Source organism: Sphingomonas ginsengisoli An et al. 2013 (assembly GCF_009363895.1).
GTDB classification, from domain to species: domain Bacteria; phylum Pseudomonadota; class Alphaproteobacteria; order Sphingomonadales; family Sphingomonadaceae; genus Sphingomicrobium; species Sphingomicrobium ginsengisoli.
Window position 1 is genome coordinate 2,753,678 of sequence record NZ_CP045434.1, and the last position, 26,354, is coordinate 2,780,031.

General features: G+C 68.5%; 28 protein-coding genes. 14 read left to right on the top strand and 14 right to left on the bottom strand.

The window, feature by feature from the left end; translation table 11 throughout:
• Together GCU42_RS13460 and GCU42_RS13465 are read left to right on the top strand one after the other, a co-directional pair.
• The gene (locus GCU42_RS13460; protein WP_114228544.1) at positions 1–960 is read left to right on the top strand and encodes an Mrp/NBP35 family ATP-binding protein; all 960 of its coding nucleotides are present in this window, start codon (positions 1–3) and stop codon (positions 958–960) included.
• 15 nt (positions 961–975) lie between these two features.
• The gene (locus tag GCU42_RS13465; protein WP_114228543.1) at positions 976–1,419 is read left to right on the top strand and encodes a CoA-binding protein; all 444 of its coding nucleotides are present in this window, start codon (positions 976–978) and stop codon (positions 1,417–1,419) included.
• Here GCU42_RS13465 and GCU42_RS13470 read toward each other — a convergent pair.
• Together GCU42_RS13470 and ubiA are read right to left on the bottom strand one after the other, a co-directional pair.
• The gene (locus GCU42_RS13470) at positions 1,388–2,734 is read right to left on the bottom strand and encodes a TldD/PmbA family protein (RefSeq protein WP_114228542.1); all 1,347 of its coding nucleotides are present in this window, start codon (positions 2,732–2,734) and stop codon (positions 1,388–1,390) included. The genes GCU42_RS13465 and GCU42_RS13470 overlap by 32 nt on opposite strands.
• 16 nt (positions 2,735–2,750) lie before the next feature.
• Positions 2,751–3,665, bottom strand: a complete 915-nt coding sequence (gene ubiA / locus GCU42_RS13475; protein ID WP_114228541.1) for a 4-hydroxybenzoate octaprenyltransferase — start codon at positions 3,663–3,665, stop codon at positions 2,751–2,753.
• A 127-nt stretch (positions 3,666–3,792) separates the two neighbouring features.
• Between ubiA and GCU42_RS13480 the strand changes: the two genes are divergently transcribed.
• The 3 genes from GCU42_RS13480 to GCU42_RS13490 are packed head-to-tail and all read left to right on the top strand — an operon-like array spanning position 3,793 to position 6,236.
• Positions 3,793–4,110: a DUF6481 family protein gene (locus GCU42_RS13480; protein WP_114228540.1), complete on the top strand. Its 318-nt coding sequence runs from the start codon at positions 3,793–3,795 to the stop codon at positions 4,108–4,110.
• An 8-nt stretch (positions 4,111–4,118) separates the two neighbouring features.
• Positions 4,119–4,853: a 16S rRNA (uracil(1498)-N(3))-methyltransferase gene (locus GCU42_RS13485; protein WP_114228539.1), complete on the top strand. Its 735-nt coding sequence runs from the start codon at positions 4,119–4,121 to the stop codon at positions 4,851–4,853.
• A 12-nt stretch (positions 4,854–4,865) separates the two neighbouring features.
• On the top strand, positions 4,866–6,236 hold the full coding sequence (locus GCU42_RS13490; protein ID WP_114228538.1) for a glutamate--cysteine ligase: 1,371 nt from the start codon (positions 4,866–4,868) through the stop codon (positions 6,234–6,236).
• 197 nt (positions 6,237–6,433) lie between these two features.
• Here the strand turns inward: GCU42_RS13490 and GCU42_RS13495 are convergent, their stop codons facing one another.
• From GCU42_RS13495 to rpsM, 3 genes are all read right to left on the bottom strand, one after another.
• Entirely contained in the window at positions 6,434–7,516 is a 1,083-nt protein-coding gene (locus GCU42_RS13495; RefSeq protein ID WP_114228537.1) for a DNA-directed RNA polymerase subunit alpha, read from the bottom strand.
• A 95-nt stretch (positions 7,517–7,611) separates the two neighbouring features.
• A complete protein-coding gene (gene rpsK, locus GCU42_RS13500; protein ID WP_114228536.1) occupies positions 7,612–8,001 on the bottom strand; it encodes a 30S ribosomal protein S11 in 390 nt (129 codons plus the stop codon).
• 104 nt (positions 8,002–8,105) lie between these two features.
• Positions 8,106–8,474, bottom strand: a complete 369-nt coding sequence (rpsM, locus tag GCU42_RS13505) for a 30S ribosomal protein S13 (protein ID WP_114228535.1) — start codon at positions 8,472–8,474, stop codon at positions 8,106–8,108.
• 228 nt (positions 8,475–8,702) lie between these two features.
• On the opposite strand from rpsM, the gene GCU42_RS13510 reads away from it, so the two are divergent.
• The 7 genes from GCU42_RS13510 (at position 8,703) to GCU42_RS13540 (ending at position 15,729) form a co-directional block, all read left to right on the top strand.
• Positions 8,703–9,626, top strand: coding sequence for a bifunctional riboflavin kinase/FAD synthetase (locus GCU42_RS13510; protein ID WP_114228534.1), 924 nt, complete (start codon positions 8,703–8,705; stop codon positions 9,624–9,626).
• The gene (locus tag GCU42_RS13515; protein ID WP_114228533.1) at positions 9,623–10,717 is read left to right on the top strand and encodes a glycerophosphodiester phosphodiesterase family protein; all 1,095 of its coding nucleotides are present in this window, start codon (positions 9,623–9,625) and stop codon (positions 10,715–10,717) included. The genes GCU42_RS13510 and GCU42_RS13515 overlap by 4 nt, the downstream gene beginning before the upstream one ends.
• 147 nt (positions 10,718–10,864) lie before the next feature.
• Entirely contained in the window at positions 10,865–13,771 is a 2,907-nt protein-coding gene (ileS, locus tag GCU42_RS13520) for an isoleucine--tRNA ligase (RefSeq protein WP_114228532.1), read from the top strand.
• Positions 13,768–14,328 carry a signal peptidase II gene (gene lspA / locus GCU42_RS13525; protein WP_240309527.1) on the top strand — a complete coding sequence of 187 codons (561 nt, stop codon included), beginning with the start codon at positions 13,768–13,770 and terminating at the stop codon, positions 14,326–14,328. The genes ileS and lspA overlap by 4 nt, the downstream gene beginning before the upstream one ends.
• Positions 14,321–14,734, top strand: coding sequence for a DUF3035 domain-containing protein (locus GCU42_RS13530; RefSeq protein ID WP_114228531.1), 414 nt, complete (start codon positions 14,321–14,323; stop codon positions 14,732–14,734). The genes lspA and GCU42_RS13530 overlap by 8 nt, the downstream gene beginning before the upstream one ends.
• A 30-nt stretch (positions 14,735–14,764) precedes the next feature.
• Positions 14,765–15,313 (top strand): winged helix-turn-helix domain-containing protein, encoded by a 549-nt coding sequence (locus GCU42_RS13535; RefSeq protein WP_114228530.1) that lies wholly within the window; start codon positions 14,765–14,767, stop codon positions 15,311–15,313.
• Between the two features lie 77 nt (positions 15,314–15,390).
• Positions 15,391–15,729, top strand: a complete 339-nt coding sequence (locus tag GCU42_RS13540; protein WP_114228529.1) for a hypothetical protein — start codon at positions 15,391–15,393, stop codon at positions 15,727–15,729.
• Here the strand turns inward: GCU42_RS13540 and sseA are convergent.
• The 8 genes from sseA to GCU42_RS13580 all read right to left on the bottom strand — a co-directional run bounded on the left by sseA (position 15,726) and on the right by GCU42_RS13580 (position 24,406).
• Positions 15,726–16,562, bottom strand: a complete 837-nt coding sequence (gene sseA / locus GCU42_RS13545; protein ID WP_114228528.1) for a 3-mercaptopyruvate sulfurtransferase — start codon at positions 16,560–16,562, stop codon at positions 15,726–15,728. The two genes, GCU42_RS13540 and sseA, sit on opposite strands and share 4 nt — an antisense overlap.
• On the bottom strand, positions 16,562–17,011 hold the full coding sequence (gene queF / locus GCU42_RS13550) for a preQ(1) synthase (RefSeq protein ID WP_114228527.1): 450 nt from the start codon (positions 17,009–17,011) through the stop codon (positions 16,562–16,564). Before queF ends, sseA begins: the two co-directional genes overlap by 1 nt.
• Entirely contained in the window at positions 17,008–19,038 is a 2,031-nt protein-coding gene (locus GCU42_RS13555) for an OPT family oligopeptide transporter (RefSeq protein WP_240309526.1), read from the bottom strand. The genes queF and GCU42_RS13555 overlap by 4 nt, the downstream gene beginning before the upstream one ends.
• An 85-nt stretch (positions 19,039–19,123) precedes the next feature.
• A complete protein-coding gene (locus GCU42_RS13560; protein WP_114228526.1) occupies positions 19,124–20,329 on the bottom strand; it encodes a M20 metallopeptidase family protein in 1,206 nt (401 codons plus the stop codon).
• 40 nt (positions 20,330–20,369) lie between these two features.
• Positions 20,370–21,608, bottom strand: a complete 1,239-nt coding sequence (gene spt, locus GCU42_RS13565) for a serine palmitoyltransferase (RefSeq protein WP_114228654.1) — start codon at positions 21,606–21,608, stop codon at positions 20,370–20,372.
• 17 nt (positions 21,609–21,625) lie between these two features.
• Positions 21,626–21,880, bottom strand: coding sequence for an acyl carrier protein (locus GCU42_RS13570; RefSeq protein WP_114228525.1), 255 nt, complete (start codon positions 21,878–21,880; stop codon positions 21,626–21,628).
• Positions 21,881–21,955: 75 nt separating this feature from the next.
• Complete coding sequence (locus tag GCU42_RS13575) at positions 21,956–23,032, bottom strand: aspartyl protease family protein (protein ID WP_114228524.1); 1,077 nt, start codon at positions 23,030–23,032, stop codon at positions 21,956–21,958.
• A gap of 42 nt (positions 23,033–23,074) precedes the next feature.
• The gene (locus GCU42_RS13580; protein WP_275887920.1) at positions 23,075–24,406 is read right to left on the bottom strand and encodes an Nramp family divalent metal transporter; all 1,332 of its coding nucleotides are present in this window, start codon (positions 24,404–24,406) and stop codon (positions 23,075–23,077) included.
• Between the two features lie 146 nt (positions 24,407–24,552).
• On the opposite strand from GCU42_RS13580, the gene GCU42_RS13585 reads away from it, so the two are divergent.
• Together GCU42_RS13585 and GCU42_RS13590 are read left to right on the top strand one after the other, a co-directional pair.
• Complete coding sequence (locus GCU42_RS13585) at positions 24,553–25,104, top strand: D-Ala-D-Ala carboxypeptidase family metallohydrolase (protein ID WP_114228523.1); 552 nt, start codon at positions 24,553–24,555, stop codon at positions 25,102–25,104.
• Positions 25,094–25,465 carry a hypothetical protein gene (locus GCU42_RS13590; RefSeq protein ID WP_152569591.1) on the top strand — a complete coding sequence of 124 codons (372 nt, stop codon included), beginning with the start codon at positions 25,094–25,096 and terminating at the stop codon, positions 25,463–25,465. The genes GCU42_RS13585 and GCU42_RS13590 overlap by 11 nt, the downstream gene beginning before the upstream one ends.
• A 9-nt stretch (positions 25,466–25,474) precedes the next feature.
• Here the strand turns inward: GCU42_RS13590 and GCU42_RS13595 are convergent, their stop codons facing one another.
• Positions 25,475–26,344 (bottom strand): alpha/beta hydrolase, encoded by an 870-nt coding sequence (locus GCU42_RS13595; protein WP_114228521.1) that lies wholly within the window; start codon positions 26,342–26,344, stop codon positions 25,475–25,477.
• Positions 26,345–26,354 lie beyond the last annotated feature (10 nt).

Genomic DNA, 26,354 nt, shown 5'->3' on the forward strand with positions numbered 1-26,354 from the left:
ATGTCGCTTGAAGATACCCTCCGCGCCGCGCCAGACGGCGCCCGTCTCCGTGCCGTACGTCTGGTCGACGGGGTCGCCACGCTGGTCGCCGACGCCACCGGCCTGCCCGCTGGGGAGCGTCCAGCGCTCGAGCAGCGGCTGCGCGACGCGGCGCTGGCGACAGGTGAGGCGCGCGAGGTCCGGGTCGCGCTGACCGCGTCCAAGCCGTCGGGCCCGATCCTGCTTGCGGTCGGCAGCGGCAAGGGCGGGGTCGGCAAGTCGACCGTCGCCGCCAACCTCGCGGTCGCGCTGGCGCGGCTGGGCAAGAAGGTCGGGATGATCGACGCCGACATCTACGGTCCCTCGCAGCCGACCCTGCTCGGCAGCGGGGCGCGTCCGGAGGCGAAGGACAAGCAGCTCATCCCGGTCCCGACGCCCGCGGGGGTCGATCTTCTCTCGGTCGGCCAGCTCGTCAGCGCCGGCCATGCGCTCGCCTGGCGGGGGCCGATGGCGTCGGGCGCGCTGATGCAATTGGTCGAGGGCGACTGGACGGGGCGCGACATTCTGGTGATCGACCTGCCGCCCGGCACCGGCGACGTGCAATTGAGCCTGGTCCAGAAGGCCAAGCCAACCGGTGCGGTGATCGTCTCGACCCCGCAGGATCTGAGCCTGATCGACGCCACCCGCGCGATCGACCTGTTCCGCAAGACCGCGGTGCCGGTGCTCGGGATCATCGAGAATATGGCGGGTTATGCCTGCCCGCATTGCGGCGAGGCGTCCGATCCGTTCGGCCAGGGCGGCGCCGAGGCCGCGGCGAAGGCGCTCGAGGTGCCGTTCCTCGGCCGGCTGCCGCTGTCGGCGTCGCTGCGCGAGGCGTCCGATGCGGGCCAGCCGCCCGCCGCCGGCGAGGGGCCCGCCGCCGACGCCTTCACCGCGCTCGCCCACGCCGTGCTCGCGGGGCTGGAAACGATTCCCGTCTGAACGGTTGAGGGCTCTATGCCCTTGACCAGCGACGAAGACCTGTCCGCCCTGCTGTCGAGCAGCCGCACCATCGCCGTCATCGGCGCCTCGGACAATCCGGGGCGGCCGAGCTACGGCGTGTCCGGGTGGCTTAGCGACCATGGTTGGCGCGTCATCCCGGTCAATCCGCGGATCACCGGCGAGCATGTCCACAACGAATATGTCTGGCACGACCTCAGCCAGGTCGGCGTGCCGATCGACATCGTCGACGTCTTCCGCCGGCCCGAGGACGCGCTGGACGCGGTCGAGCAGGCGATCGCCGCCAAGGCGAAGGCGGTGTGGTTCCAGCTCGGCGTGGTCAACGAAGCGGCGATCGCCCGCGCCGAGGAGGCCGGGCTCAAAACCGTGGTCGACCGCTGCATCAAGATAGACGCCGCGCGGCTGCGGGTCAGCCCGCCGCCACCGTCATCTCCGGAATAAGCAGGGTCGGCGCGTCGATCCCGCGGCGTAGCTCGAGGTCGCTGCCCGGCTCAAGCGTGCGGAACATCTCGAGCAGGTTGGAGGCGATCGTGATTTCCGCGACCGGTCCGACGATCTCGCCGCCCTCGACCAGGAAGCCCGCCGCGCCCCGGCTATAGTCGCCGGTCACCCCGTTCACCCCTTGGCCGATGAGCTCTGTCACCAGGATGGCGCGGGGGTGAGCGCCGAGCAGCTCCTCGCGGCTGCGCGACCCGGCCAGCAGCGTCAGGTTGGACGGCGCGGCACCCGGGGCGCCGCCGACCCCGCGGCTCGCATGGCCGGTCGGCGCAATGCCGAGCTGGCGCGCCGCGGCGCTGTCGGCGAGCCAGGTCGTCAAGACGCCGTCCGCGACCAGGTCGAGCGCCCGCGCGGGCAGGCCCTCGCCATCGAACGGCCGCGAGCGCAACCCGCGCAATCGGTGGGGATCGTCGCGGATCGTCACCCCGGATGCGAAGATCGGCTCGCCGAGCTTGCCGAGCAGGAAGCTCGTCTGCCGGGCGATGGCGCTGCCGTTGATCGCCGCGCTGAAATGGCCGAGCAGCGAGGCGGCGACCCGCGGATCGAACAGGATGGCGAAACGGCCCGGCGCCGGCTTGGTCGGGCCGACCCGCGCCACCGCGCGCTCGCCTGCCTTGCGCCCGATCGTCTCGGCATCGTCGAGGTCGGCGAGATGGCGGACCCCGTGCGAGGCATAGTCGCGTTGCATCGTCGCGCCCTCGCCGGCGACCACGCTCGCCGAACAGGAGAAACCGCTCGAGCGATAGGCGCCGGCGAAGCCGGCCGAGGTCGCCAGCGCCACCGTCATCGCCGAGCTTCCCGCCGAGCCGCCGCTCGAATTGGTCACGCCAGGTACCGCTAGCGCTGCTTGCTCGGCCGCCAGCGCGCGGGCTCGCAGCGCCGCGGGGTCGGGGTCGCTCGGGTCGTAGCCGCCGAGATCGGGGGCGTCCTCGCGCATCAGCAGCTCGGCCGGAGCCAAGCCCGCGAACAGGTCTTCGGGCGCCTCGCGCGCCATCGCCACCGCGCGGGCGACGAGGGCGTCGAGCGACTCGTCACTGAAGTCGGCGCTCGACACGCTCGCCGAGCGCTGGCCGTCGAATACGCGCAGGCCGATATCGCGGTCGTCCGAGCGCGAGACGTCCTCGAGTTCGCCCAGACGCACCGATACCGAGGTCGAGCTGCCCGCCACCATCATCACGTCGGCGGCGGTGGCGCCGGCCTTGGTCGCCCGCTCGACGAGGTCGGCGGCGATGTCGCGGGCATGTTCGGGGGTCAGCATCGCCGCGATGTAGCGGCTAGGCGGGCTGGCTCAACCCCACCACCAGCATTGCGCCCAGCACCAGCAGCCCTGCAAAGCGGTTCGAGCGGAACAGGTGGAGCGCCAATTCGCCGTCGTTGGGGTCGGCCCGGTGCACCTGAGCGGCGACGTGCAACGCCGCCGGCACCAGCGCGACCAGCGCCAGCCAGTCGGGCCGCACCGTCCACAGCGCACTGCCCCAGCCGAGCACCGCCAGCGCGTAACAGAGGCCGACGCCAAGCCGGACCCGTTCGCCCAGCCGGCGCGCCGAGCTGCGCACGCCGACCAGCGCATCGTCTTCCTTGTCCTGAATCGCGTAGAGCGTGTCGTAGCCAACCACCCATGCCACGCTGCCGAGCCACAGCAGTACCGGTGCCCATGCCACCGCCCCGGTCACCGCGGGCCAGCCGACCAGTGCGCCCCAGCTGAAGACAAGTCCGAGCCATGCCTGCGGCCACCAGGTGATCCGCTTCATGAAGGGATAGGCCGCAACCAGAGCGAGGCTGGCCAACGCGACGAGCTGCGCGGTGCGCTCGAGCTCGAGCAGCACGACGAGCCCGATCAGGCTGAGCCCCACTAGCAGCATCCATGCGGCCTTAAGCGAGACCCGGCCGCTGGCCAGTGGCCGCAGCCGCGTGCGCGCGACTTGGGCGTCGAGGTCGCGATCGACGATATCGTTGTAGACGCACCCGGCCGAGCGCATCGCGAAGGCGCCGAGCGCCAGCCAGGCGAACAGCGCCCAGCGTCCGCCGACGCCGGCCAGCGCCACGCTCCACGCACACGGCCAGTAAAGCAGCCAGGTACCGATCGGCCGATCGAGCCGCATCAAGCTGGCGAACGGCCGCCAGCTACTGGGCAACGCTCCGATCAGGCCGTGCCGCTCGCTGTCGGGGACGAGTTCGAGGTCGCTCATCGGGCCCGCTTAGCGAAGCCGGACGGACCTTTCGAGGCGTGGCGGACTTTTGACCAACCTGTGCTAGGCGCACGCCAAACGAGAGGCCCGCTCCTCCTGAGCCGGGCCGACAGGAGCGACTTTACCGATGGGTTTCAAGAATCCGACCTTCCAGGACCGCGCCGCGCAGGCCAATGACGCCCGCGCCAAGGCCCTGGAGAAACTGCGCAACAAGCCCGCGGTGGACCCGGCGATCGCCGCCGAGCGGCTGGCGGCGGCGGAGCGCAAGCAGCAGGCGCAGGCCGAAAAGGCCGCCGCCAAGAAGGCCGAGGCCGAGGCCAGGGTCGCGGCGGCTGCGGAAGCCAAGGCCGCGGCGGCGGCCAAGAATGCCAAGCCCGAATTGACCGAGGCGGAGAAGAAGGCCGCACGCGACGCTCGCTACGCGGCCCGCAAGGCCCGCCGCTAGCGCCAACGGTGGCCGCGACGCCCGCCTGGCCGCCGCGCAGCCTGCCGCGCCTGTTCGTCCGGTCCCCGCTCGGTGAGGGCGCAACGGTTGAGCTGGAGGGCAGTGCCGCCAATTATCTTGGCAATGTGCTGCGGCTCGGGGAAGGCGGCGAGGTGCTGCTGTTCGACGGCGCCTCGGGCGAGTGGCTGGCGCGGATCGTCGCCACGGCGAAGAAGCGCCTGACCCTGACGGTCGAGCGCCAGACCCGGCCGCTCGAGCAGGTGCCCGACCTCACGCTGGCGTTCGCGCCGGTCAAGCGCGCGCAGACCGACTGGCTGGTCGAGAAGGCGACCGAATTGGGTGTCCGTCACCTCCAGCCGGTGATGACCCGCCGCACCGTCGCCGAACGGGTCAAGCACGAGCGGCTGGAGCACATTGCGGTCGAAGCGGCTGAGCAGTGCGGTCGCACGCTACTGCCGACGATCGCCGACCCGCTTGCTCTGACTGCACTCCTTCAAACACTCGATCGCCCGCTTTACTTCGCCGACGAGACCGGCGGCGCGCCGGTGACCGACGTCATCCGGTCAGGCCCCGCCGCCATCCTGATCGGTCCCGAGGGCGGCTTTACGCCCGAGGAGCGCGAACTGGTCCGCGCCCATCCCAACGCGGTCGCGATCAGCCTCGGCCCGCGGATCCTCCGCGCCGAGACCGCCGCGCTCGCCGCGCTAACGGCCTATATGGCGCTGGCCGGGGACTGGCGCTAAGCGCCGCCCACCATGACCACACGCACCGACCTCAGCGAGAGCCCCCTCATCGAGAGTCGGGACGATCTTCTCTCGGTTTTCTCCAAGGGCGAGAAGCCCGCCGACCGCTGGCGGATCGGTACCGAGCATGAGAAGTTCGTCTATCGCACCGCCGACCATCGCGCGCCGAGCTGGGACGAGCCCGGCGGCATCCGTGACCTGTTGAATGGCTTGACCGAGTTCGGCTGGGTGCCCGTGGAGGAAAACGGCAAGATCATCGCGCTCGCCGGCGACGACGGTACCATCAGCCTCGAGCCCGCCGGCCAGTTCGAGCTGTCGGGCGCGCCGCTGGAGAATCTGCACCAGACTTGCGCCGAGGCGGCCCGCCATCTCCAGCAGTGCAAGACCGTCGGTGATCGCTTGGGCCTTGGCTTCCTCGGGCTCGGCATGTGGCCCGACAAGACCCGCGCCGAACTGCCGATCATGCCCAAGGGGCGCTACAAGATCATGCTCAGCCACATGCCGCGGGTCGGCACGCTGGGCCTCGACATGATGCTGCGGACCTGCACCATCCAGGTCAATCTCGACTATTCGTCCGAGGCCGACATGGCCAAGAAGTTCCGGGTCGGCCTCGCGCTCCAGCCGGTCGCCACCGCGCTGTTCGCCAACTCGCCGCTGACCGAGGGCAAGCCCAACGGCTTCAAGAGCTTTCGCAGCCACATCTGGACCGACACCGACCCGGCCCGCACCGGCATGCTGCCGTTCGTGTTCGAGGACGGCTTCGGCTACGAGCGCTACTGCGACTATGCGCTCGATGTGCCGATGTACTTCGTCTACCGCGACGGCCAGTATATCGACGTCGCCGGCGAGAGCTTCCGCGCCTTTCTCGACGGCAAGCTGCCGCAACTGCCCGGTGAGCTGCCGCGCAAGAGCGATTTCGTCGACCATCTCTCGACCGCTTTCCCCGAGGTCCGCCTCAAGAGCTTTCTCGAGATGCGCGGCGCCGATGGCGGGCGCTGGGGGCGGATCTGCGCGTTGCCGGCTTTGTGGGTCGGGCTGCTCTACGACCAATCGACGCTCGACGCCGCCTGGGACCTGGTCAAGGATTGGACGATCGACGAGCGCGAGCAGCTGCGCAGCGACGTGCCGGCGCAAGCGCTCGAAGCGCGCGTGCCCGGTGGCCGCTCGATGCAGGAGTTTGCGGGCGAGGTGCTCGACCTTGCCGCCGCCGGCCTGACCGCGCGGGCCCGGTTGAACGGGGCGGGGGACAATGAGGGCGGGTTCCTCGATCCGTTGCGCGAGGTCGTGGCGACCGGTGTCACCCCCGCCGACCGGCTGCTCGGCTGGTATAATGGCGAGTGGGGCGGGGATGTTAGCCGGGTGTATGACGAGCTGAGTTTCTAGGTTCGGTAAGACGTCACCCCGGACTTGATCCGGGGTCCACCTGCCTTCTGCAACATCAACACAAACGAAAACGGCGCGGAGTAAATCCGCGCCGTCGTCGGTCCTGTCAGCCTGCGGCTGCAGGCCGGCCGGGCTTTCGCCGGCTCTTCGCGCTGGGTCGCGATTGCCTTCGCAATCGCTCCCCTGCGCACGGCGGCTTAGCCCAGCATCTCCTGCTCGAGCTTCTTGGCCATTTCCTCGATGTTCTCCGGCGGCCAGCCGGGGATGTCCATGCCGAGGCGCAGACCCATCGACGCGAGCACTTCCTTGATCTCGTTCAACGACTTGCGGCCGAAGTTCGGGGTCCGGAGCATCTCGGCCTCGGTCTTCTGGACCAAGTCGCCGATGTAGATGATGTTGTCGTTCTTGAGGCAGTTGGCCGAACGGACCGACAGCTCGAGTTCGTCGACCTTCTTGAGCAGGTAACGGTTGAGCTGGTTGGTGTCGGTGGTCGTCTCGGGCATCGCAGAACCACCGGCGCTCGGCGCGGCGGCCTGGCCGATCATCGGCGAGGCCGAGCGGATCTGACCGTCGTCGAAGCCGACGAACAGAGCAAGCTGGTCCTGCAGAATGCGCGCGGCATAGCCCAGCGCGTCCTCGGGAGCGACGGTGCCGTCGGTCTCGATGGTCAGCGTGAGCTTGTCGTAGTCGAGCTCCTGACCGACGCGGGTGTTCTCGACCTTGTAGGCAACCTGGCGAACCGGGCTGTACAGCGCGTCGACCGGGATGAGACCGATCGGCGCGTCGGCCGGACGGTTGCTGGCGGCCGCGACATAGCCCTTACCGATATCGGCGGTCAGCTCCATGTTGAGCGTCGCACCCTGGTCGAGGTGGCAGATGACCAGCTCGGGGTTGGTGATCTCGATGTCGCCGCTGGTCTGGATCTGACCCGCGGTGACTTCGCCCGGACCGGTCGCGGTCAGGTGCAGGCGCTTAGCGCCTTCGCCTTCCATGCGGATGGCGAGCTTCTTGATGTTGAGGATGATGTCGGTGACATCCTCACGCACGCCGGCGAGGCTCGAGAACTCGTGCAGCACGCCTTCGATCTTGATCGAGGTGACGGCGGCGCCCTGAAGCGAGCTCAGCAGCACCCGGCGCAGCGAGTTGCCCAGCGTCATGCCGAAGCCGCGCTCGAGCGGCTCGGCCACGAACACCGCCTTGCGGCGCGCGTCGGTGGTCGGCTTGCGCTCCAGCGCGTTGGGCTTCTTGAGTTCCTGCCAGTTCTTTGCGTTGACGGCCATTTTGCTTCCTTGGCAGCGGGGCTGCGACGTCTCGCGGCACCCATGTTATCTTTTGTTCGTAAACCCTTGGCCGAAGTACCACTTCGGCCACCCGGTCAGACGCGGCGGCGCTTGCTCGGGCGGACGCCGTTGTGCGGGATCGGGGTCACGTCACGGATGGAGGTGATGGTGAAGCCCACCGCCTGCAAGGCCCGCAGCGCGCTCTCGCGGCCCGAACCTGGACCCTTGACCTCGACCTCGAGGGTGCGGACCCCGTGGTCGGCGGCCTTGCGGCCCGCGTCCTCGGCGGCGACCTGGGCGGCGTAAGGGGTCGACTTGCGGCTGCCCTTGAAGCCCATCATGCCGGCCGAGCTCCAGGCAATCGCATTGCCCTGCGCGTCGGTGATCGTGATCATGGTGTTGTTGAAGCTGGCGTTCACGTGAGCGACGCCGGCGCTGATGTTCTTGCGCTCGCGGCGGCGAAGACGCTGAGGTTCGCGTGCCATAATAAGGTGTTCCTACAATCCGAGTGGTGCGTGTCGCGGCGGAGGCGGGCCTCCGATGAGGAGAAACTGCAGCGCGACCATCCCCCGGATGGTCGCTGTGCCAGTCACTTCTTCTTACCAGCGATCGGCTTGGCCTTGCCCTTGCGGGTGCGGGCGTTGGTGTGGGTGCGCTGACCGCGGACCGGCAGGCCCTTGCGGTGACGCAGGCCGCGGTAGCAGGCCAGGTCCATCAGCCGCTTGATGTTCATCGCGGTCTCGCGGCGGAGGTCACCCTCGACCGTGTGATCGGCGTCAATCGTCTCGCGGATCTGGAGGACCTCCTGGTCCGTCAGGTCCTGGACGCGGCGCTCGGGCGCGATGTTCAGCTTGGCGGCGATTTCCTTGGCCTTGGTCCGACCAATGCCGTGGATGTAGGTAAGCGCGATCTCGACGCGCTTGTTGGTGGGGATGTTGACCCCGGCAATACGAGCCATGTGCTTTTCGTTCTTCCTTGTTAGCTCCACGGGGCGATCACGAGCGACCGTCCCATCTCGACGCTTCCTCCCGCTTCCCGGAGCCTCGTGGAGAACACGAAAACGACGCGCGCACGGAATGCGCCGCCGGACACCGGGGTAACGGGATGAGGGCCAGATAGGTTTGGGCGGCCCGAGAGTCAACAAAGGCGTGACTTTCCGCCGCGCGGTTGACTACAGCAGCCACCGATGGAGCGCCTTTCCCTAAGCGCCGGCCTGCCCGATCGGTTCCGGGGCGGCGTCGTCGCCCTCGGCAATTTCGACGGTTTCCACCTCGGCCACCAAGCAGTGGTCGGGCGCGCGGTGGCGCGTGCCGCGCACGAGGGCCGCCCGGCGCTGGTCGCGACCTTCGATCCCCATCCGGTGCGCTTCTTCAAACCCGACCTGCCGCCGTTCCGGCTGACCAGCCTCGACCAGCGCCAGACGCTGTTCGGCCACGCCGGTGCCGACGCGATGCTGGTGTTCGATTTCGACGCAGCGCTCGCCGCCACCAGCGCCGAGGATTTCGTGGGCATGCTGGCCGAAGCGATCGGCGCGGCGGCGGTGGTGACCGGCGACGATTTCACTTTCGGCGCGCGGCGCGGCGGCAACGTCGACGTGCTGCGCGATCTCGGCGCGGCGCGCGGCATGGCGGCGGAGACCGTCGCCCCGGTGCTGGCCGACGGCGAACCGGTCTCGTCGAGCCGGATCCGCGACGCGCTCGCCGCGGGTGATCCGGCTACCGCGACGCACCTGCTGACCCGCCCGTTCGCGATCGCCGGGACGGTTCAGCACGGCGACAAGCGCGGGCGCGAGCTTGGCTATCCGACCGCGAACCTCATCCTCGCCGACTATCAGCGGCCGGCCTATGGCATCTATGCGGTGCGGGTGACGCTGGCCGACGGGAGCGAGCATGCCGGGGTCGCCAACCTTGGCGTCCGTCCGACCTTCGATCCGCCGGTCGAATTATTGGAAGCTTACCTGTTCGATTTTTCGGGCGACCTCTACGGCCAGCCGATCGAGGTCGCGCTGCATCATTTCCTCCGCCCCGAGCAGAAGTTCGCCAACATGGAGGCGCTTGCCGCGCAGATGCGGGCCGACGAGGCCGAGGCCCGCCGATTGCTGTTCGCATGACCGACGAGGAGGGGGAGCTCGCCGAGAAGCCGCGCTCGCGCGCGATCGTCTGGACGTGGCGCATCCTCGGCACGCTGGCCACCTTGCTGGTCGCGCTGACCGTCTTCAACGCGAGCTGGCTCGCGCCCGCTCCGCGCGGCAGCCTGCGGCTGATTGCCAGCCGCGGGGTCAGCCAGTTGTTCGATCACCAGGGCCTCACCGACGACGGCTGCTCGGCGACGCGGATCGAGCAACCGGTGCACAATGAGCTCGAGAACACCGAGCGCTCGATGGCCGACGCGCAGCGGCTGGGCGCCGACATGGTGCAGGTGCAGGTCGTGCCCACCGCCGATGGCAAGATCGCCTTGTTTCACGATTGGAAGCTCGATTGCCGGACCAACGGTCACGGTGACACGCGCGCCGCGACGCTGGCGCAGTTGCAGGGGCTCGATCCGGGCTATGGCTACAGCGCCGACGGCGGCAAGACCTTCCCGCTGCGCGGCAAGACCGGGGCGCGCATCCCCAGCCTCGAGGAAGGGCTGGCGGCGCTCCCGCGGACCTCGATCCTGTTCACGCTCAAGAGCCGCGATCCGGCCGAGGCCGACCGGCTGGTCGCCGCGCTCAAGGCGGCCGAGCGTGACGTCAAGCAGCGTGGCGACGCCTTCACCGGCGATCCGGCATTGATGGCGCGGGTCAAAGCGGCCTTTCCCGACGCGTGGACATTCAGCGGGACGAGCGTGCAGGCCTGCACGATCGGCTATCTCAAGACCGGCTGGTTCGGGATCGTCCCCGAGGCCTGCCGGAATGGGACGATGTATGTGCCGCTCGATCGCGCCTGGGCGTTCGCCGGCTGGCCGAACCGGCTGCTCGCGCGGATGGCGCGGGTCGGTGGGCGGGTGGTTGTGGTCGGCCCGCAGGGCTCGCCCGGGCTGGGGATGGGGCTGACCCTGCCCGAACAGCTCGGCCAGGTGCCCGACAGCTTCAAGGGCTTCGTGCTGGTCGACGACATCTGGACGGTCGGGCCGGCGCTGCACCCCGACCGCGACTTCCGCAACCAGGCGCAGATCGACGCCGCCAATGCGGGGCTCGAGCGGCGGCGGGAGCGCGAGTAGGTCATCGCCGCGTCATCCTGAACTTGTTTCAGGATCCATCCTCGGGCCGCGGCGCGGGTGGCGGCATGGATGCTGAAACAAGTTCAGCATGACGAGCGTGGGCGAAAGGTTCCCTTGCCGCTTTCGCCTCGCTAGAGCCGCCCGCAAATGGCTGACGAACCCACCACCGACGTTTCTGCTACGCGCGATTGGCGCGACACCGTCTTCCTGCCGAAGACCGCCTTCCCGATGAAGGCCGGGCTGCCGCAGAAGGAGCCGCAGATTCTCAGCCGCTGGCAGGCCGAGCACCTCTACGCTCGCGTCCGGGAAAGCCGCGCGGGGCGTGAAAAATTCATCCTCCACGATGGCCCGCCTTACGCCAACGGCGACATGCACATCGGCCATGCGCTCAACCACATCCTGAAAGACATGGTGGTGCGCACCCAGACTCTGCTCGGCAAGGACGCGCCCTATGTGCCCGGCTGGGACTGCCACGGCCTCCCGATCGAGTGGAAGGTCGAGGAGCAGTATCGCAAGCAGAAGCGCAACAAGGACGAGGTGCCCCCGGCCGAGTTCCGCGCCGAGTGCCGTGCCTATGCCCAGCAGTGGGTCGACCGCCAGCGCGAGCAGCTCAAGCGGCTCGGCATCGGCGGCAATTGGGACAAGCCCTACCTCACGATGGACCCCGAGGCGGAGGCGACCATCGTCTCCGAGCTCCTGAAATTCGCCGCCAACGGCCAGCTCTATCGCGGGGCCAAGCCGGTGATGTGGAGCCCGGTCGAGAAGACCGCGCTGGCCGAGGCCGAGATCGAATATGAGGACGTCACCTCGACCCAGATCGACGTGGCGTTCGAGATCGTCGAGAGCCCGATCCCCGAGCTGGTCGGTGCCCATGCGGTGATCTGGACGACCACCCCGTGGACGATCCCGGTCAATCAGGCGATCGCATATGGGGAAGAGGTCGAGTACCAATTGGTCACTGAGCCAGGTGGTCGTAAGCTTCTAATAGCTACGGAGCTTGAGGACAGTGTCTTCATGCGGCTGTCCGACGTTCACGACGAATATCGATGGGGCGGCACTTGGCGAGGTAAAGGCTCCGACCTCGCCGGCACCATCGCTCGCCATCCGATGCATCACCTCGGCGGCTTCTTCGCGACGCCGCGACCGCTGATCCCTGGCCACCACGTCACCACCGACGCCGGCACCGGGCTCGTCCACATGGCGCCCGACCATGGCGAGGAGGATTTCGAGGTCTGCAAGGCGCACGGCATCGGCCCCGTTTTCGCGGTCGAGGGCGACGGCAAGTATCGCGCCGACTGGCTGTGGCTGGGCGGGCAGGGGAGCGTCATCAATACGAAGTTCAACGCCCCCGACGGCCCGATCTGCTCGGACCTCAAGGAAGCCGGCGCGCTGCTCAGCGCGAGCGATTTCCGCCACAGCTATCCGCACTCTTGGCGCTCGAAGGCGCGGGTCATCTATCGCTGCACGCCGCAATGGTTCGTGCCGATGGACAATCCGCTCGAGCATCTGCCCGCGCTCACCCGCTCCGAGCAGCGCTGGGAAGGCGAAGGCGGCAATACGGCGATCGACGACCAGCCCGCGGCCGGCTCGCCGACGCTGCGCGAGCTGGCGCTGCAGGCGATTGCTGACACCCGCTTCTATCCCGAGAAGGGCCGCAACCGGATTGGCGCGATGGTCGCCGACCGTCCCGACTGGGTGCTCTCGCGCCAGCGCGCCTGGGGCGTGCCGATCACCCTGTTCGTCGACCGCAAGTCGGGTCAGTATCTGGTCGACCCTGAGGTCAACGCCCGGATCGTCGCTGCGGTCCGCGAAGGCGGGGTCGATGCCTGGACCGCCGAGGGCGCCGTCGAGCATTTCCTCGGCGCCGACCGCAACCCCGACGACTTCGAGCAGGTTCCCGACATCCTCGACGTCTGGTTCGACAGCGGCTGCACCCATGTCTTCACGCTCGAGAGCGGGCGCTGGCCCGAGCTGCGCTGGCCCGCCGACCTCTATCTCGAAGGATCGGACCAGCATCGCGGCTGGTTCCAGTCTTCCCTGCTCGAAAGCTGCGGCACCCGCGGCCGCGCGCCGTACGAAGCGGTGCTGACCCACGGCTTCACCATGGACCCCAAGGGCATGAAAATGTCCAAGAGCCTGGGGAATACGGTCGATCCCATCAAAGTGATGGAGACCAACGGGGCGGACATCATCCGGCTGTGGGCGCTGAGCGTCGACTTCACCGAAGACCATCGCATCGGCGACGAGATCCTGCGCGGGGTCGCCGATCAGTATCGCAAGCTCCGCAACACCTTCCGCTACCTGCTCGGCGCGCTCGACGGATTTGGCGAGGAGGATCGCGTCGCCGACGTCGCGGCGATGCCCGAGCTCGAGCGCTACATGCTCGCGCTGTTGAGCAAGCTCGACGCCGAGTTGAAGCGCGCGGTCGTCGACTATGACTTCAACGCCTACACCCGCGCGCTGGGCGACTTCTGCAACAACGACCTGTCGGCCTTCTTCTTCGACATCCGCAAGGACAGCCTCTACTGCGATGGCGCGGACGATACGAAGCGGCGGGCGTATCGCACCGTCCTCGACACGCTGTTCCACGCGCTGGTCCGCTACGCCGCGCCGGTGCTGGTCTTCACCGCCGAGGAAGTTTGGGGGACGCGCTTCCCTGATGGCGACAGCGTTCACCTGCTCGAATGGCCCGAGATCGGCGATTGGGCCGACCGCCGCCTGACCGAGATCTGGACCGGCTATCGCGCCCTGCGTGAGCAGGTCACCGCCGAGATCGAGCCGATGCGCCGCGAGAAGGAAGTCGGCTCGAGCCTCGAAGTTCGGGTCGCGCTGGGTTTCCCCGACGACGCCGACCGGCCGATGTTGTCGGCGGCAGAGCTGGCCGAGCTGTTCATCGTGTCGGAAGTCGTCCTCGACACCGGCCATGTAGTGAGCGGTCCGGCCGTGGCGGTGCAGCGGGTGACCTATGACAAGTGCAACCGCTGCTGGCGGCTGTTGCCCGAGGTCGAAGCCAATGCGGGCCTGTGCGACCGCTGCAAGGAGGTGGTCGCGTGAGTGAATTGGTGACCCGCACCCGTCCCACCTTCGGCCTGCTGACGGCGGCCCTCATCTTCCTCGCCGACCAGCTCAGCAAGTGGCTGGTGGCGGGCCCGCTGGCGCTTCGCGAAGAGGGCGACCGTTTGCTTCTGCTGCCCTTCTTCGACCTGCTGCGAGTGCATAATCACGGCATCTCGCTCGGGCTGCTGACGGCGTCCAGCAACGCCAGCCGTTGGCTGCTGGTGCTGTTCACCGCTGGTATCGCGGTGTTGGTCGCAGTGTGGTTGTTCCGCGAGCCGAAGCGTGGCGACCAGCTTGCGCTGGGCATGGTGCTGGGCGGCGCGCTCGGCAACATCATCGACCGTTCGCGCTATGGCTATGTGCTCGATTTCGCTGACTTTCATCTGCGCGGCGTTCCGCAAGCACTATGCCCCAGCTTCGACAATGGAGTGTGCCGGCCGTTTCTGGTCTTCAATGTCGCGGACGCAGCGATTAGTATCGGCGTCGTGATCCTGATATTACGGGCTCTGCTGGTGAAAGACCGGCCGCCCAAGGAGAAAGTTCAAAATGCGTAAGTCGACTCTCGCTTTGGGCCTCGCCGCCGGTGCGGTCCTGCTGTCCGGCTGCTCGAGCTTCGGTGGCGGCAAGACCAAGCGCCTCGACGAGTTCGCGGTGGCGCGCAACGCGCCGCTGGTGATTCCGCCCGACTATACGCTGACCCCGCCGGCGCCGGGCACCGCTTCGCTGAGCGCGTCGGACGCGCAGCAGCAGGCGATCCAGGCGCTGTTCGGCGGCGCCGCCCCGCGCTCGGCGAGCGAGACCAGCCTGCTCGACAAGGCTGGCGGCGACCGCGTCGCGCTTGGCATTCGCAGCAATGTCGGCGACAACGACACCCAGGTGGTCGACAAGGGCGAGACCACGCGTACCCTCCTGGCCGCACCCGCCGCGGACAGCCAGGTGGCCATCGCCTCGGTTCCGTAAGCTCGAGCAAGGGAAGGACGCGGGGGACACATGGCCGACGACAATCTTTCGGGCCGACTGGTCGAGATCGAAGCGATGCTTGACCGTTCGCGCCGGCGCTTCGAGGAAGGCGCCAAGCTGGTCGAAGAAGCGCACAAGACGATCGCCGAGCTGCAGCAGCAGTTGCTCGGCGCGCCCAATACGGTGCAGGACGACAGCGACGAGATGGCCTCGCGGCTCTTGTCGACGATCAAGGCGACCGGTGGGGAAATGCCGGCCACCTTGTGCGGCGGCCGCCTGGCGGTCGACCAGGTCCAGCGGCTGATCCGCATCGACGGCCACCCGATCGCCATCACCGAGATGGAATATCGCGTGCTCGAATTGCTCGCCTTCGCGCGCAACAATGTCGTCACCCGGACGATGCTGCTGAAGCATCTCTACCGCCGCGCCGACGACCAGCCGCAGCCCAAGATCATCGACGTCTTCATCTCCAAGCTGCGCAAGAAATTGCGGATGGCGTCGGGCGGGGCAGAGTTCATCGAGACGATTCCTCAGCGCGGCTGGATCCTGCGCGACATCCAGGCCGCCGACGCGGCCTGACCCGGGGGGCGGGCGATCGGCCCGGCGCCGGTGCCCGTTTTTACCATTGATTCACCATTGGCGCGCATGCCCGAGGCATGGCCCAACCGCTTCCCCGCACCGAGTCGCCCGTCGTATCCGAGGGCGCGCACGCGGCCGCCCACCTCGCCAGCATCCGCCAAGCGCTGCGTACTGCCGACCTCATCGCGGGCAAGACCGCCGCCCAATGCGCCGAGCCGGTCGATATCACCGAAGTCTGGACCGACCTCCCGCCGCTCCATCGCCAGGCGTTCGCGCGGCGCTCGCAGCGGGTGGCCGACCGCGCGCTGGGCGGGCTCGAGCTCCTGCTTACGACCCCCAATCCGCATGCCGCCGAGCGGCTGTCGGACGATTTGCGCGCCGGGCTGGCCGAGGTCGAGGCGCTGTTTCGGCGCTAGTCGGCCGGGCCGGTGACCTTCGGGGTCGCCGGGTCGCTCCCCCACTCGCTCCAGCTGCCGTCGTAGAGGCGGACTTCGTCGTTGCCGAGCAGGTGCGCGGCGAAAATGAGGCTGTTGGCGGTGACTCCCGACCCACAACTCGCGACGAACGGCTGCGTCGGATCGACCTGGGCTGAGGCGAAAGCTTCACGCAGTTCCGCGACCGGACGGAAGGTGCCGTCGGCCCTATACATCCCCGCATAAGGCAGATTGTGCGCGCCCGGCATGTGACCCGGGGCGACGCCCGGTCGCGGGTCGGCTTCCTCGCCGGTGAAGCGCTTGGCGCCGCGCGCGTCCACGACCGGCAGGCCAAGCCCTCGCAGCAGTTCGTCCTTGTGGACGACGTGATCCTGGCCCGCGACGGCGTCGAACCGCGCCTCGCGGCGAACCGGATGCCCGCTCTCGAGCGGGCGGCCTTCGGCGACCCATTTGGCCAGCCCGCCGTCGAGGATCGCCACCTGCGTCGCGCCGAAGTGGCGGAGCATGAACCAGGCCCGCGCCGAGGTCCTGAGGTCGCTGTCGTCGTAGATCACGATGCGGTCGTCGCCGTTGACGCCCAGGTCGGTCATCGCCGCGCCGAACAGCTCGGCCGAGGGCAGCATGTGCGGAAAGCCCGCGTCATGGTCGCTGTTGGCATCGATGTCGAAGAAGCGGGCGCCCGGGATGTGTCGCGCCTCATATTCCTCACGCGGGGCGCGGTTGGCGGCGGGCATGTGCCAGCTGGCGTCGAGGACGACGAGGTCGGGCGCGCCGAGTTCGCCCGCCAGCCATTCGGTGGAAACGAGGTTCTGCATCATCCTCTCCCGCGGTAGCTTGCCACCCCCTGATCGGGCACCCACAGCCCCTCGGGCGGGGCGGCGGTCTGCCAGAAAACGTCGATCGGAATGCCGCCACGCGGATACCAGTAGCCGCCGATCCGCAGCCAGCGGGGTTTCATCTCTTCGGTGAGGCGCTGGCCGATCCCGACCGTGATGTCCTCGTGGAAGCCGCAATGATTGCGGAACGAGCCGAGGAACAGCTTGAGGCTCTTCGATTCGACGATCGTTTCACCCGGGGCATAGTCGATCACCAGATGCGCGAAGTCGGGCTGGCCGGTGACCGGGCAGAGCGAGGTGAATTCGGGCGCGGCGAAACGGACGAGGTAGAGCGATCCGGCCCGCGGATTGGGGACGTAGTCGAGCTGCGCCTCTTCGGGCGAGCCAGGAAGCGGCGTCGACTGGCCGAGGAAGCGCGGCTCGCTCATCGGTAGCTTTCCTGTGGCGGCGCGGCGTCGGCCGGGTCGGCAGCGGGCATGGTAGCGGCCGCGCGGCGGGTAAGCGCGTAGAGCGCACCGACAGTCAGCGCGAACAGCGCGATCGCGAGCGGCATTGCCCAGGCCGTGTCCCCCACCAGTGCAAGGACGTTCGCACTATCCTTCGCACCGACCTTGTCGGCGGCGTAGACCACGATCGCATAAGCGACGCCCATCAGGCTTTCCCCGACGATCAGCCCGGTCGCCATCAGGACGCCCAGCCGCTCGGCGAAGGCCGGGTTGGCGGCGCGCACGGCCCAGCGGTTGTAGAACCAGCCGAGCAGCGCGCCCAGCGACACGAACAGCGTCAGTTCCATCGGCAGGTAGATGCCCATGCCAACGGCCAGCGGCGGCAGGCTGTATTTGCCGCCCGACACGCGCTTGAGCACTTCGTCGATCGCCACCACCACCGCGCCGATCAGCGCGCCGTTGCGAAGCAGCGACCAGTCGAGGCTGCCGCCGAGGATGCCGGTCGTGATCGAGCTGATCAGCGCCGCCTGCGGAGCGTTCAGCGCGTCCTTGCCCGCCCCCGGAACGCCGACGAAGCCGAGCGTCGAGTTAAGCACGTTCAGCACCGGCGGAATGACCAGCGCTCCGAAGATCACGCCGATGATCAGCGCGACCTGCTGCCGCCAGGGCGTCGCCCCGACCAGCTGGCCGGTCTTGAGGTCCTGGAGATTGTCGTTGGCGATGGTCGCGACGCCGAAGATGATGGCGGTGACCAGCAAGGCGAAGGCGATCAGGCTCTTCGACGCCTCCGGTCCAAGGCCGCTGGCGACGGTCAGCAGGATGAGCGAGATGCCGACCGCGGTGAGGATGCCGACGCCGCTGACCGGGCTGTTGGAGGCACCGATCAGGCCCGCCATGTAGCCGGTGATCGAGGCGATGATCAGCCCCGCGACCATGATGTAGGCGAGTGACATGGCGACCAGCGGCAGCGCGTGGCTGGCGAGCGCCCCAGTGCCGGCGAAGTCCCACAACAGCAGCCCGATCGGCACCATCGAGGCGAGGATCGCGCCGCCGACGATGGTGATCGGCAGATCGCGCTCGGTGAGCTCGAGCTGCTCGCCCGCGTCGCGCGCGCGGTTGGCGGCGATCGCCTGGGTGATGCCCCGGATGATCGGGCCGATCACCTTGGCCAGCGTCCACACCGCCGCGACCAGCATCGTGCCCGCGCCGATGAAGCGCACCTTGTTGCGGAAGACGTCGCCGATGACCGCTTCAAGGTCGGCGCCCGACGCCAGCCCGGCGAGCCCGCTGTAATGAGGGACCAGCCACGTCCAGCTGATCAGCACGCCGACGAACATCGCGATTCCGACCGCCATGCCGACGAGGTGCCCGACCCCGATCAGCGCGAAGGACAGGCTGGCGGTGACGTGACTCGCCCCGGCGCCGACGCGGAACGACTTGGTCGCGGTGTCGACGATCAGCTTGGTCTTGGTCAGCGTGAAGTAGAGCGCCGAAACGACCGAGGCCCAGACGATGGCGACCAGCCCGCGTCGATTCTCTTCGGCCCCGCCGACCCCGGCGCCGACCTTGAGCACTTCGGCCGCGGCCAGGCCTTCGGGGTAGGGAAGGTCGCTCCCGGTCACCAGCGCCCGGCGCAGGGGGACCGAATAGAGCACGCCAAGAATGCCCCCGAGACCGATCACCAGCAGGCTCAGCCAGTAGGGGAAGTCGCTCCAATAGCCGATCATGATCAGCCCCGGCAGGACGAAGATAATCGCGCTCAGCGTTCCGGCGGAGGAGGCGATCGTCTGGACGATGTTGTTTTCCTGGATGGTGCTGTCGCTGAACAGCTTGAGCACCGCCATCGAGATCACCGCGGCCGGGATCGAGGTCGCGAAGGTGATCCCGAGCTTGAGCCCGAGATAGACGTTGGCGGCGGTGAACACGACCGTCAGCACCGCGCCGAGCAGGATGCCGCGGATCGTCAGTTCGGTGTGCTTGGCCGGGGCCGTGGTGGGAATATTCGCCAAGTCTGATCCTTCGTCATTGCGAGCGGCGCGAAGCAATCCACCTCACGCCACACCGTCTGAACCGCCGATTGCCGCGCCGCCGTGTCTATTCCCACCCGCTCGCCAGGAAACGCGTCGCGAAGGCGCAGTGGAGCGCGACGCCGCGCTCGAGCCAGTCCTCGTGGATGGTCATCTTGCCATTGTGGAGCGGGGCGCGCGGGCCCGGCTCTTCGCCTGGCGGGGCGACGCCGAGGAAGGCCATCGCGCCGGGCACCTTCTGCAGCACATAGGCGAAGTCCTCGCCGCCCATGATCGGGGTCGGCATCTCGGCATATTGGCCTTCCCCGAACAGGTCGGTGGCAATTTCGGCGATCAGCCGGGCACCGCGCGGATCGTTGACGCAGGCGGGATAGCCGGTGTCGATCTTTACCGTGGCGGTGCATTCGTGAGCGGCGGCGACTTGGGTGATGATCCGCTCGAACGCCGCCTTACCGGCTTCGCGCCGCTCGTCCGACAGGGTGCGCAGCGTGCCTTTGATCTCCACCGTGTCGGGGACGATGTTGTAGGCGGTGCCGGCGTGGATCTGGGTCACCGACAGGATTGCCGGATCGAAGAAGGGGGTGCGTCGGGCGATGAAGGCTTGCGCCGCGCCGACCGCCTCGCACGCCACCGGAATCGGGTCGATCGCGTCATAGGGCATCGCCGCATGCCCGCCGCGGCCGGTGATGGTGGCGTTGAGCGCATCGGTCGAAGCGAGCAGCGCGCCGGCCCGCGTCGTCACCACCCCGCCGGCGATGTTGGGAAAGATGTGCAGCGCGAAGGCGGCGTCGGGCGTCGGATCGTCGAGCAGCCTGTCCTCGATCATGAAGCGTGCGCCGTGGTGACCTTCCTCGCCCGGCTGGAACATGAAGACGATCGTCCCCGCGAGACTTGCCTGCTGGGCCGAGAGGATACGGGCGGCGCTCGCCAGCATCGCCGAATGGGTGTCGTGACCGCAGGCATGCATGTTGCCCTCGACCTGGCTGGCGAAGGGCAGACCGGTCTCCTCGCGGATCGGCAGCGCGTCCATGTCGCCGCGCAGCAGCACGGTGCGGCCCGGCTGCCCGCCGCGGAGGATCGCGACGAAGCCGCTGGTTGACTGGCTGTCGCGGATTTCGAGCGGCAGCCCGGCAATCGCCGCTTTCAGCTTCTCGGTCGTCCGCGTGCAATGCAGGCCGAGCTCGGGATCGGCGTGGATCGCTCGGCGCAGTTCGATCATGGAGTCGAATTCGGCTGCGGCAGCCGCGCGGAAGTCGGTGTTGAGCAGGGTCATGGCTTTCTCCTGCGCTTGGCGAACGCAGGAGGCAAGCGCCTCAGATCACCCCGACGCGCTTCCCCGCCGCCTCAAACATGCCGAGGATTTCGCCGACTTGGGCCTCACTATGCTCGGCGCAGAGCGAGCAGCGCAGCAGGGTCATGCCCTGTGGCGTCGCCGGCGGCCGGGCGAGGTTCACGTAGAGGCCTTCGTGGAGCAGCGCTTCCCACATCGCCGCGCCGCGCTCGAGGTCGGGCATGATGACGGCGATGATCGCCGATTGCGGCTCGTCGGTGCCGAGCTGGAAGCCGAGCTGCTTCAAGCCGCCGTGCAGGCGCTTGCTGTTCGCCAGCAGATGCTCGCGCTTGCCGGTGTCGCTCATCAGCTTGCGGATCGAGGTGGCGGCGGTGGCGACCACGCTCGGCGGCAGGCTGGCGGTGAAGACATAGGGCCGGCAGACCAGCCGCAAGATCTCGAACTTGGGATGGTTGGAGACGCAGAAGCCGCCGACCGTCCCGACGCTCTTCGAGAAGGTGCCGATGATGAAGTCGACGTCGTCGATCACGCCCTGCGCCTCGGCGACACCGCGGCCATGCTCGCCGATGAAGCCCATCGAATGCGCCTCGTCGACCAGCACCATTGCGCCATGCGCCTTGGAGATGGCGACCATTTCCTTGAGCGGGGCGACGTCGCCGAGCATCGAATAGACGCCCTCGAGCACGACCAGCTTGCCGGCCTCGGCGGGAAGGCGCTTCAAGCGCTTCTCGAGCGCCTCGACGTCATTGTGGCGAAAGGCGACGATCTGGGCGTTGCCGAGCCCGCAGCCGTCGTAGATCGAGGCATGGCTGTCGATGTCGAGGATGACGTAATCGTCCTTCCCCGCCAGCGTCGAGATGATCCCGAGATTGGCCTGGTAGCCGGTCGAGAAGACCATCGCGCCACTCATGCCGTAGAAGTCGCGCAGCGCGTCCTCGCACTCGCGGTGGCCCTGGTAGGTGCCGTTGAGGACCCGGCTGCCGGTCGTGCCCGAGCCGAACTCGTCGAGTGCCTGCTTGCCCGCCGCGATCACGTCGGGGTCGAAGGTCATTCCCATGTAATTATAGGTGCCGAGCAGGATCGTCCGCTTGCCGTTGCAGATGGCGACGGTCGGGCTCTCGACCTTTTCCATCACCAGGTTGAACGGGTCGGTCAGTCCGGTCGACAGCAAGGCTTCGCGCTGGTCGATCAGCGGCTGGAACTTGTCGAACAGATCAGGCGCGGTGCCGCGCACGCTCGGCCGCGCGGCATCGGCGGTCATCGCCAGGCCGGGATCGGTCATGCGTTCCCCGGCTGGCTGAGCTCGCCCACCGCGTCGACCAGCTGGCCGACGGTCTCGATCTCGGCGGCGCGGTTCATGGTGATGATGATGTCGAATTCGTCCTCGACCGCGGCGACGAAGTCCATCACGGTGAGGCTGTCCCACTCGAGGTCCTGGGCGAAGCGGGTCGCTTCGGTGACCGCGATCCCCTTCTTGTTGAACTCGCCGATCAGGCGCTGGATGGTCTCGAGGCGTTCGTCGCGGTCGGTCATGGCGGCGTCCTAAAGTGCGCGGGTGCCGGTGGCAACGTTGTGCGGCGGGAATGCGGCAGCACCGCTAGCTGCCGCTCAATCGAGGCAGGCCTGGTTGCCGTTGAGGCCCTGGATGCGGGTCATCCGGTCGGGGTTGGTGCTGATGATGATCCCCTCGCTCGAGCAGCGGCGGAGCTGGAAGCGGACCTTGCGCGCCCGAAAGTCGAGCGAGATGCGGCGGAATTTCTCCATCAAGTCGGTGCCGAGCAACAGCGCCGGCTGGTCGGCGAGCCCGAACAGCTTGAACGGCGGGGCGTCGACGAAGGCGATTGGCACTTCGCGTAGCAGGATCGGCCCGATCTCGAGTTCGCCGACGATTGCCAGCTCGATCTTCATCGACACGCCCGTCACCCCGATCATGTCGAGGGTCTCGAAGCGGGCGCGCTTGTTGCGGATAAGCTTGTCGCGCAGCGCGACGTTGCCGATGCTGACCTCACTGCCGGTGTCGATGATCGCGTCGAGCCGCTGGCTGTCGGCGCGGACCCCGGTCATGATCAGCTGGCCGCGGCGGCGGCGGGCGGTCACCACGATCTCGCCGGGGAAGGAGCGCACCGGGATGCGCGCATCCTCGACCTTGATCAGCCGGCGATCTAAATCCATCAGCAGCCGCTGCTCAACCAGCGCGTCCAGGCCGATAATCCCCGCACCGCCGAGGTCATTTTCGCTGAGCGCGGGCAGTTGGAGGTCGTGGACGGTGGTCGTGCCGACGGTGAGGGCGCCGACCCGGACCCGGTCGACCACCGCGCTAGCGGTCATGCCGTGGAGGGTGATCGGGGTGCCCAGCGGCAGCTCGAGCTGGCGGGCGAGGCCGGCCCCGATAACCGAGCTGTCGGCGCCGCTATCGACGATGAAGCGATAGGGGCCGCGGTCGTTGACCCTGACCTCGACGCTCAGCCGGGTCTCGACCTTGCGTGCCTTGATGTCGTTGCCGCCGATCTTGAGCGCGGGGTCGTAGGTCGCCGGGGGCAGCGGCAGGACGTTGCCGGGGATGGTGGGCGTCGGGCGGGGCTTGCCGATCTGCGGCGGGTCGGCGGCAGCCGCCGGCGCGATCGCTGCCAGCATGGCCATGCCGGCCACCACCCACATCATGCTGAGCCGACCCGTCACGCGCATCGCCTGCCTCCACCGCGAACAAGACTAGCACGTCAGCGGCGTTCAGTCGCCCAGCACGAAGCTCGCGATCAGGCGGAGGTTTAGGGCGATGATCAGCGCCGCGCACAAGCTGGCGGCGATGGTCAGCGCGCGGCCGTTGACCAGCGCGCCCATCCGCGCGCGGTTGCTGGTGAACTGGATCAATGGGACGATGGCGAACGGCAGCTGGAGGCTCAGGACCACCTGGCTCAACACCAACAGCTTGGCGGTGCCACTCTCGCCGTAGCGCGCGGCGACGATCACCGCCGGGATGATCGCCAGCCCGCGGGTCAGCAAGCGCCGCACCCACGGTGCGAGCTTGAGGCCGAGGAAGCCTTCCATCACCACCTGGCCGGCGAGGGTCGCGGTCAATGTCGAGCTCTGGCCCGAGGCGAGCAACGCGATCGCGAACAGGGTGCTTGCGGCGGCCACGCCGACGGTCGGGCTGAGCAGTTTGAAGGCGTCCTGAATCTCGGCGACCCCGGTCTGGCCCGAGGCGTGGAACACCGAGGCGGCGAGGACCAGGATGCCGGCGTTGACGAACAGCGCAAGGAGCAGGGCGATGCTACTGTCCCACACCGCGAAGCGCACCGCCGTCTTGCGACCCGCCGGGCTGGTGTCGAACGCACGGGTCTGCACCGCCGCCGAATGGAGGTAGAGGTTGTGCGGCATCACCGTGGCGCCGATGATCCCGATCGCGATGTAGAGCATCGCCGGATCGTGGACGATGGCGGTCGACGGAAGGAAGCCGCGCAGCATCGGCCCGAGCTGCGGTTGCGATACCGCCACCTCGTAGCCGATGCAGCCGGCGATCAGCACCAGCAGCGCGATCACGAACGCCTCGAGCTGGCGGAAGCCGCGGCGCTGGAGGGCGAGCAGCAGCAACACGTCGAGCGCGGTCAGGATTACTCCGACCACGAGGGGCAGGCCGAACAGCAATTGCAGCGCGATCGCCGAGCCGATCACCTCGGCGAGGTCGCAGGCGACGATCGCCGCCTCGCAGATCAGCCACAGCGCGACCGAGACGGGTTTGCTGTAATGGTCGCGGCAGGCCTGGGCGAGGTCGCGGCCGGTGGCGATGCCGAGCTTGGCGGTCAGCGCCTGGAGCAGCATCGCCATCAAGTTGGCGAGCAGGATCGTCCACAGCAGCGAGTAGCCATAGGCCGACCCGCCGGCGAGATCGGTCGCCCAATTGCCCGGGTCCATGTAGCCGACCGCGACGAGATAGCCGGGCCCGGCGAATGCCCCGAACCGGCGCAGCACGCCGCTCGAGGGGGAAGCCATGGCGATCGAGCGGTGCGCCTCGGCCAGGCTGACATCGCCGGTCGGCAGGGTCTGGGCATCGCGCGCGGTCACCGGCCCTGCATAGTCGGACGGCCTCGCCAGTCCAGCGCGGGCGCGTCCGGACCGACCTTGGAATCAGCGGTCGCGCGTCTGTGTCGAATCGGTGCAGCGCCAGATCTGGAGGAACGCGGCCGCCCGTTTGCCGTTAAAGGCGCTTCATGCCGGTCGGCTTTTCCTTCGCGCTGCGTAGTGGCGGTGCCCTCTTTGCCGCCTGCGTCGCGCTCGCCGGCGCGCCAGCGGCTGCCGCCTCGAAGCCGCCGGTCGATCATTTGCTCGGCGCGGTCTCCTCGCCCTATCTGCTCGCCCCGGCGCGGATCGGCGCGCTCTACGGGACGGTCACCAGCGGGTTCCGCTCGGCCGAGCACAACCGCCGGGTCGGCGGGGTGTTCAATAGCTACCACCTGCAGGGTCGCGCGATCGACGTGCAGCGGCGCCCGGGCGTGACCCACGCGATGATCGATGCGGCGCTGCGCCGCGCCGGCTTCAATCTGATCGAATCGCTCGACGAGGTCGATCACAGCCACTTCGCCTTTGGCGATGTGGCGGCGACGCGGTACAGCCGCGCGGTGCCCAGCGTCGCTGCCGTCACCGCTCCGCCTGTCGCGGCGCCCAAGCCGGCCGAGCCGAGCCTGTTGGCCGACGTCCATGGATCGCTGGTCATCGACGACCGGCACGGGCAGGCGAACGAAGGAAGTGCCGGTGTTCCGTAAGACCCTGTCGACCGCGGCCGTGATGGGCCTGCTCACCATCTCGGCGCCCGCCGCGGCCGCGCCGACCGCGATGGACGTGCGCTGCTTCATGCTCAGCAACCTGTTCGCGGCCAAGTCCGACAAGGAAGAAGGCCGCAAGCTCGCCCAGGTCAGCGGCTTTTACTATCTCGGCAGGCTGCAGGAGATGAGCAACGCCGACCTGCGCCGTCATCTCGCCGAGCAGCAGAAGCAGATCACGCAGGCGACGGCGTCGGCGCAGATGAGCAGCTGCGCCAAGGGCGTGCAGGCGAGCGGGCTAAGGATGCAGTCGCTCGCGCCGCCTGCGCCAGCGCCCGCGCCAGCCCCGGCACCGCGCAAGTAAGCCTCGGCCTCAGCGCGTATTTGCGCGCAGGAAGGCGACACTGTCGGCAAGCGCCGGGCTCGTTCCGCGGAACGGCACCGACAGCGATTTCACCAAGTCGACGTGGCTCTTGCCCGGATAGAGCTTGAGCGCCACCGGCGCGCCGAGGGCGCGCAGCCGCGCCGCCAGGCGCTCGCTGTTACCCGGCTTGACCACCGTGTCAGCGGTGCCGGCCATCAGCAGCAATGGCGGCGCGTCCTTCCGGGCGAAGTGGATCGGCTGGGTTTCGAGCGGGCGCGGCCACGCCCCCAGCGCGTCCTGACCGCGCTGTTCGGTGAACGGGTAGAAATCGTACGGCCCCGCCAGCAGCGCCGCGGCGCGGACGGTGTGCGGGTCGACTCCGGCGTCGCGCAGGAAATGCGGGTCGAGCGCAAGCATCGCCGCATTGTAGGCGCCGGCCGAATGCCCCGCGAGGGTGATCCGGCGGGGGTCGCCGCCAAATTCCGCCGCATGATCGCGCGCCCAGCGGACCGCCAGCGCGCCGTCCTCGACGAAGGTCGGGAAGCGGACCTGCGGCACCAGCCGATAGTCGGGCACCACCGCGACAAAGCCGTTGGCGGCGAACGCCCGGCCGGCGAAGGCATAGTCGCCGCGCGCGCCGCCGACCCACCCGCCACCGTAGAAGAAGACCACCACCGGCAGTCGTGCGCCGCGCGCCGCACGCGGGGGCGCGTAAACGTCGAGCTTGAGGCGCGGGTCGGGACCGAACGCGATCCCGCTCGCGACGCGGCCTGGCTCGCCGAGCGCGCTGACGTGATCGAGACCGTTGAGCAGACCGGCGGGGGAACAGGCAGTGAGCGCCGCGACAGCGAGGGCGGCGGCAAAGATGGGACGAATCATCCGTCAGTTA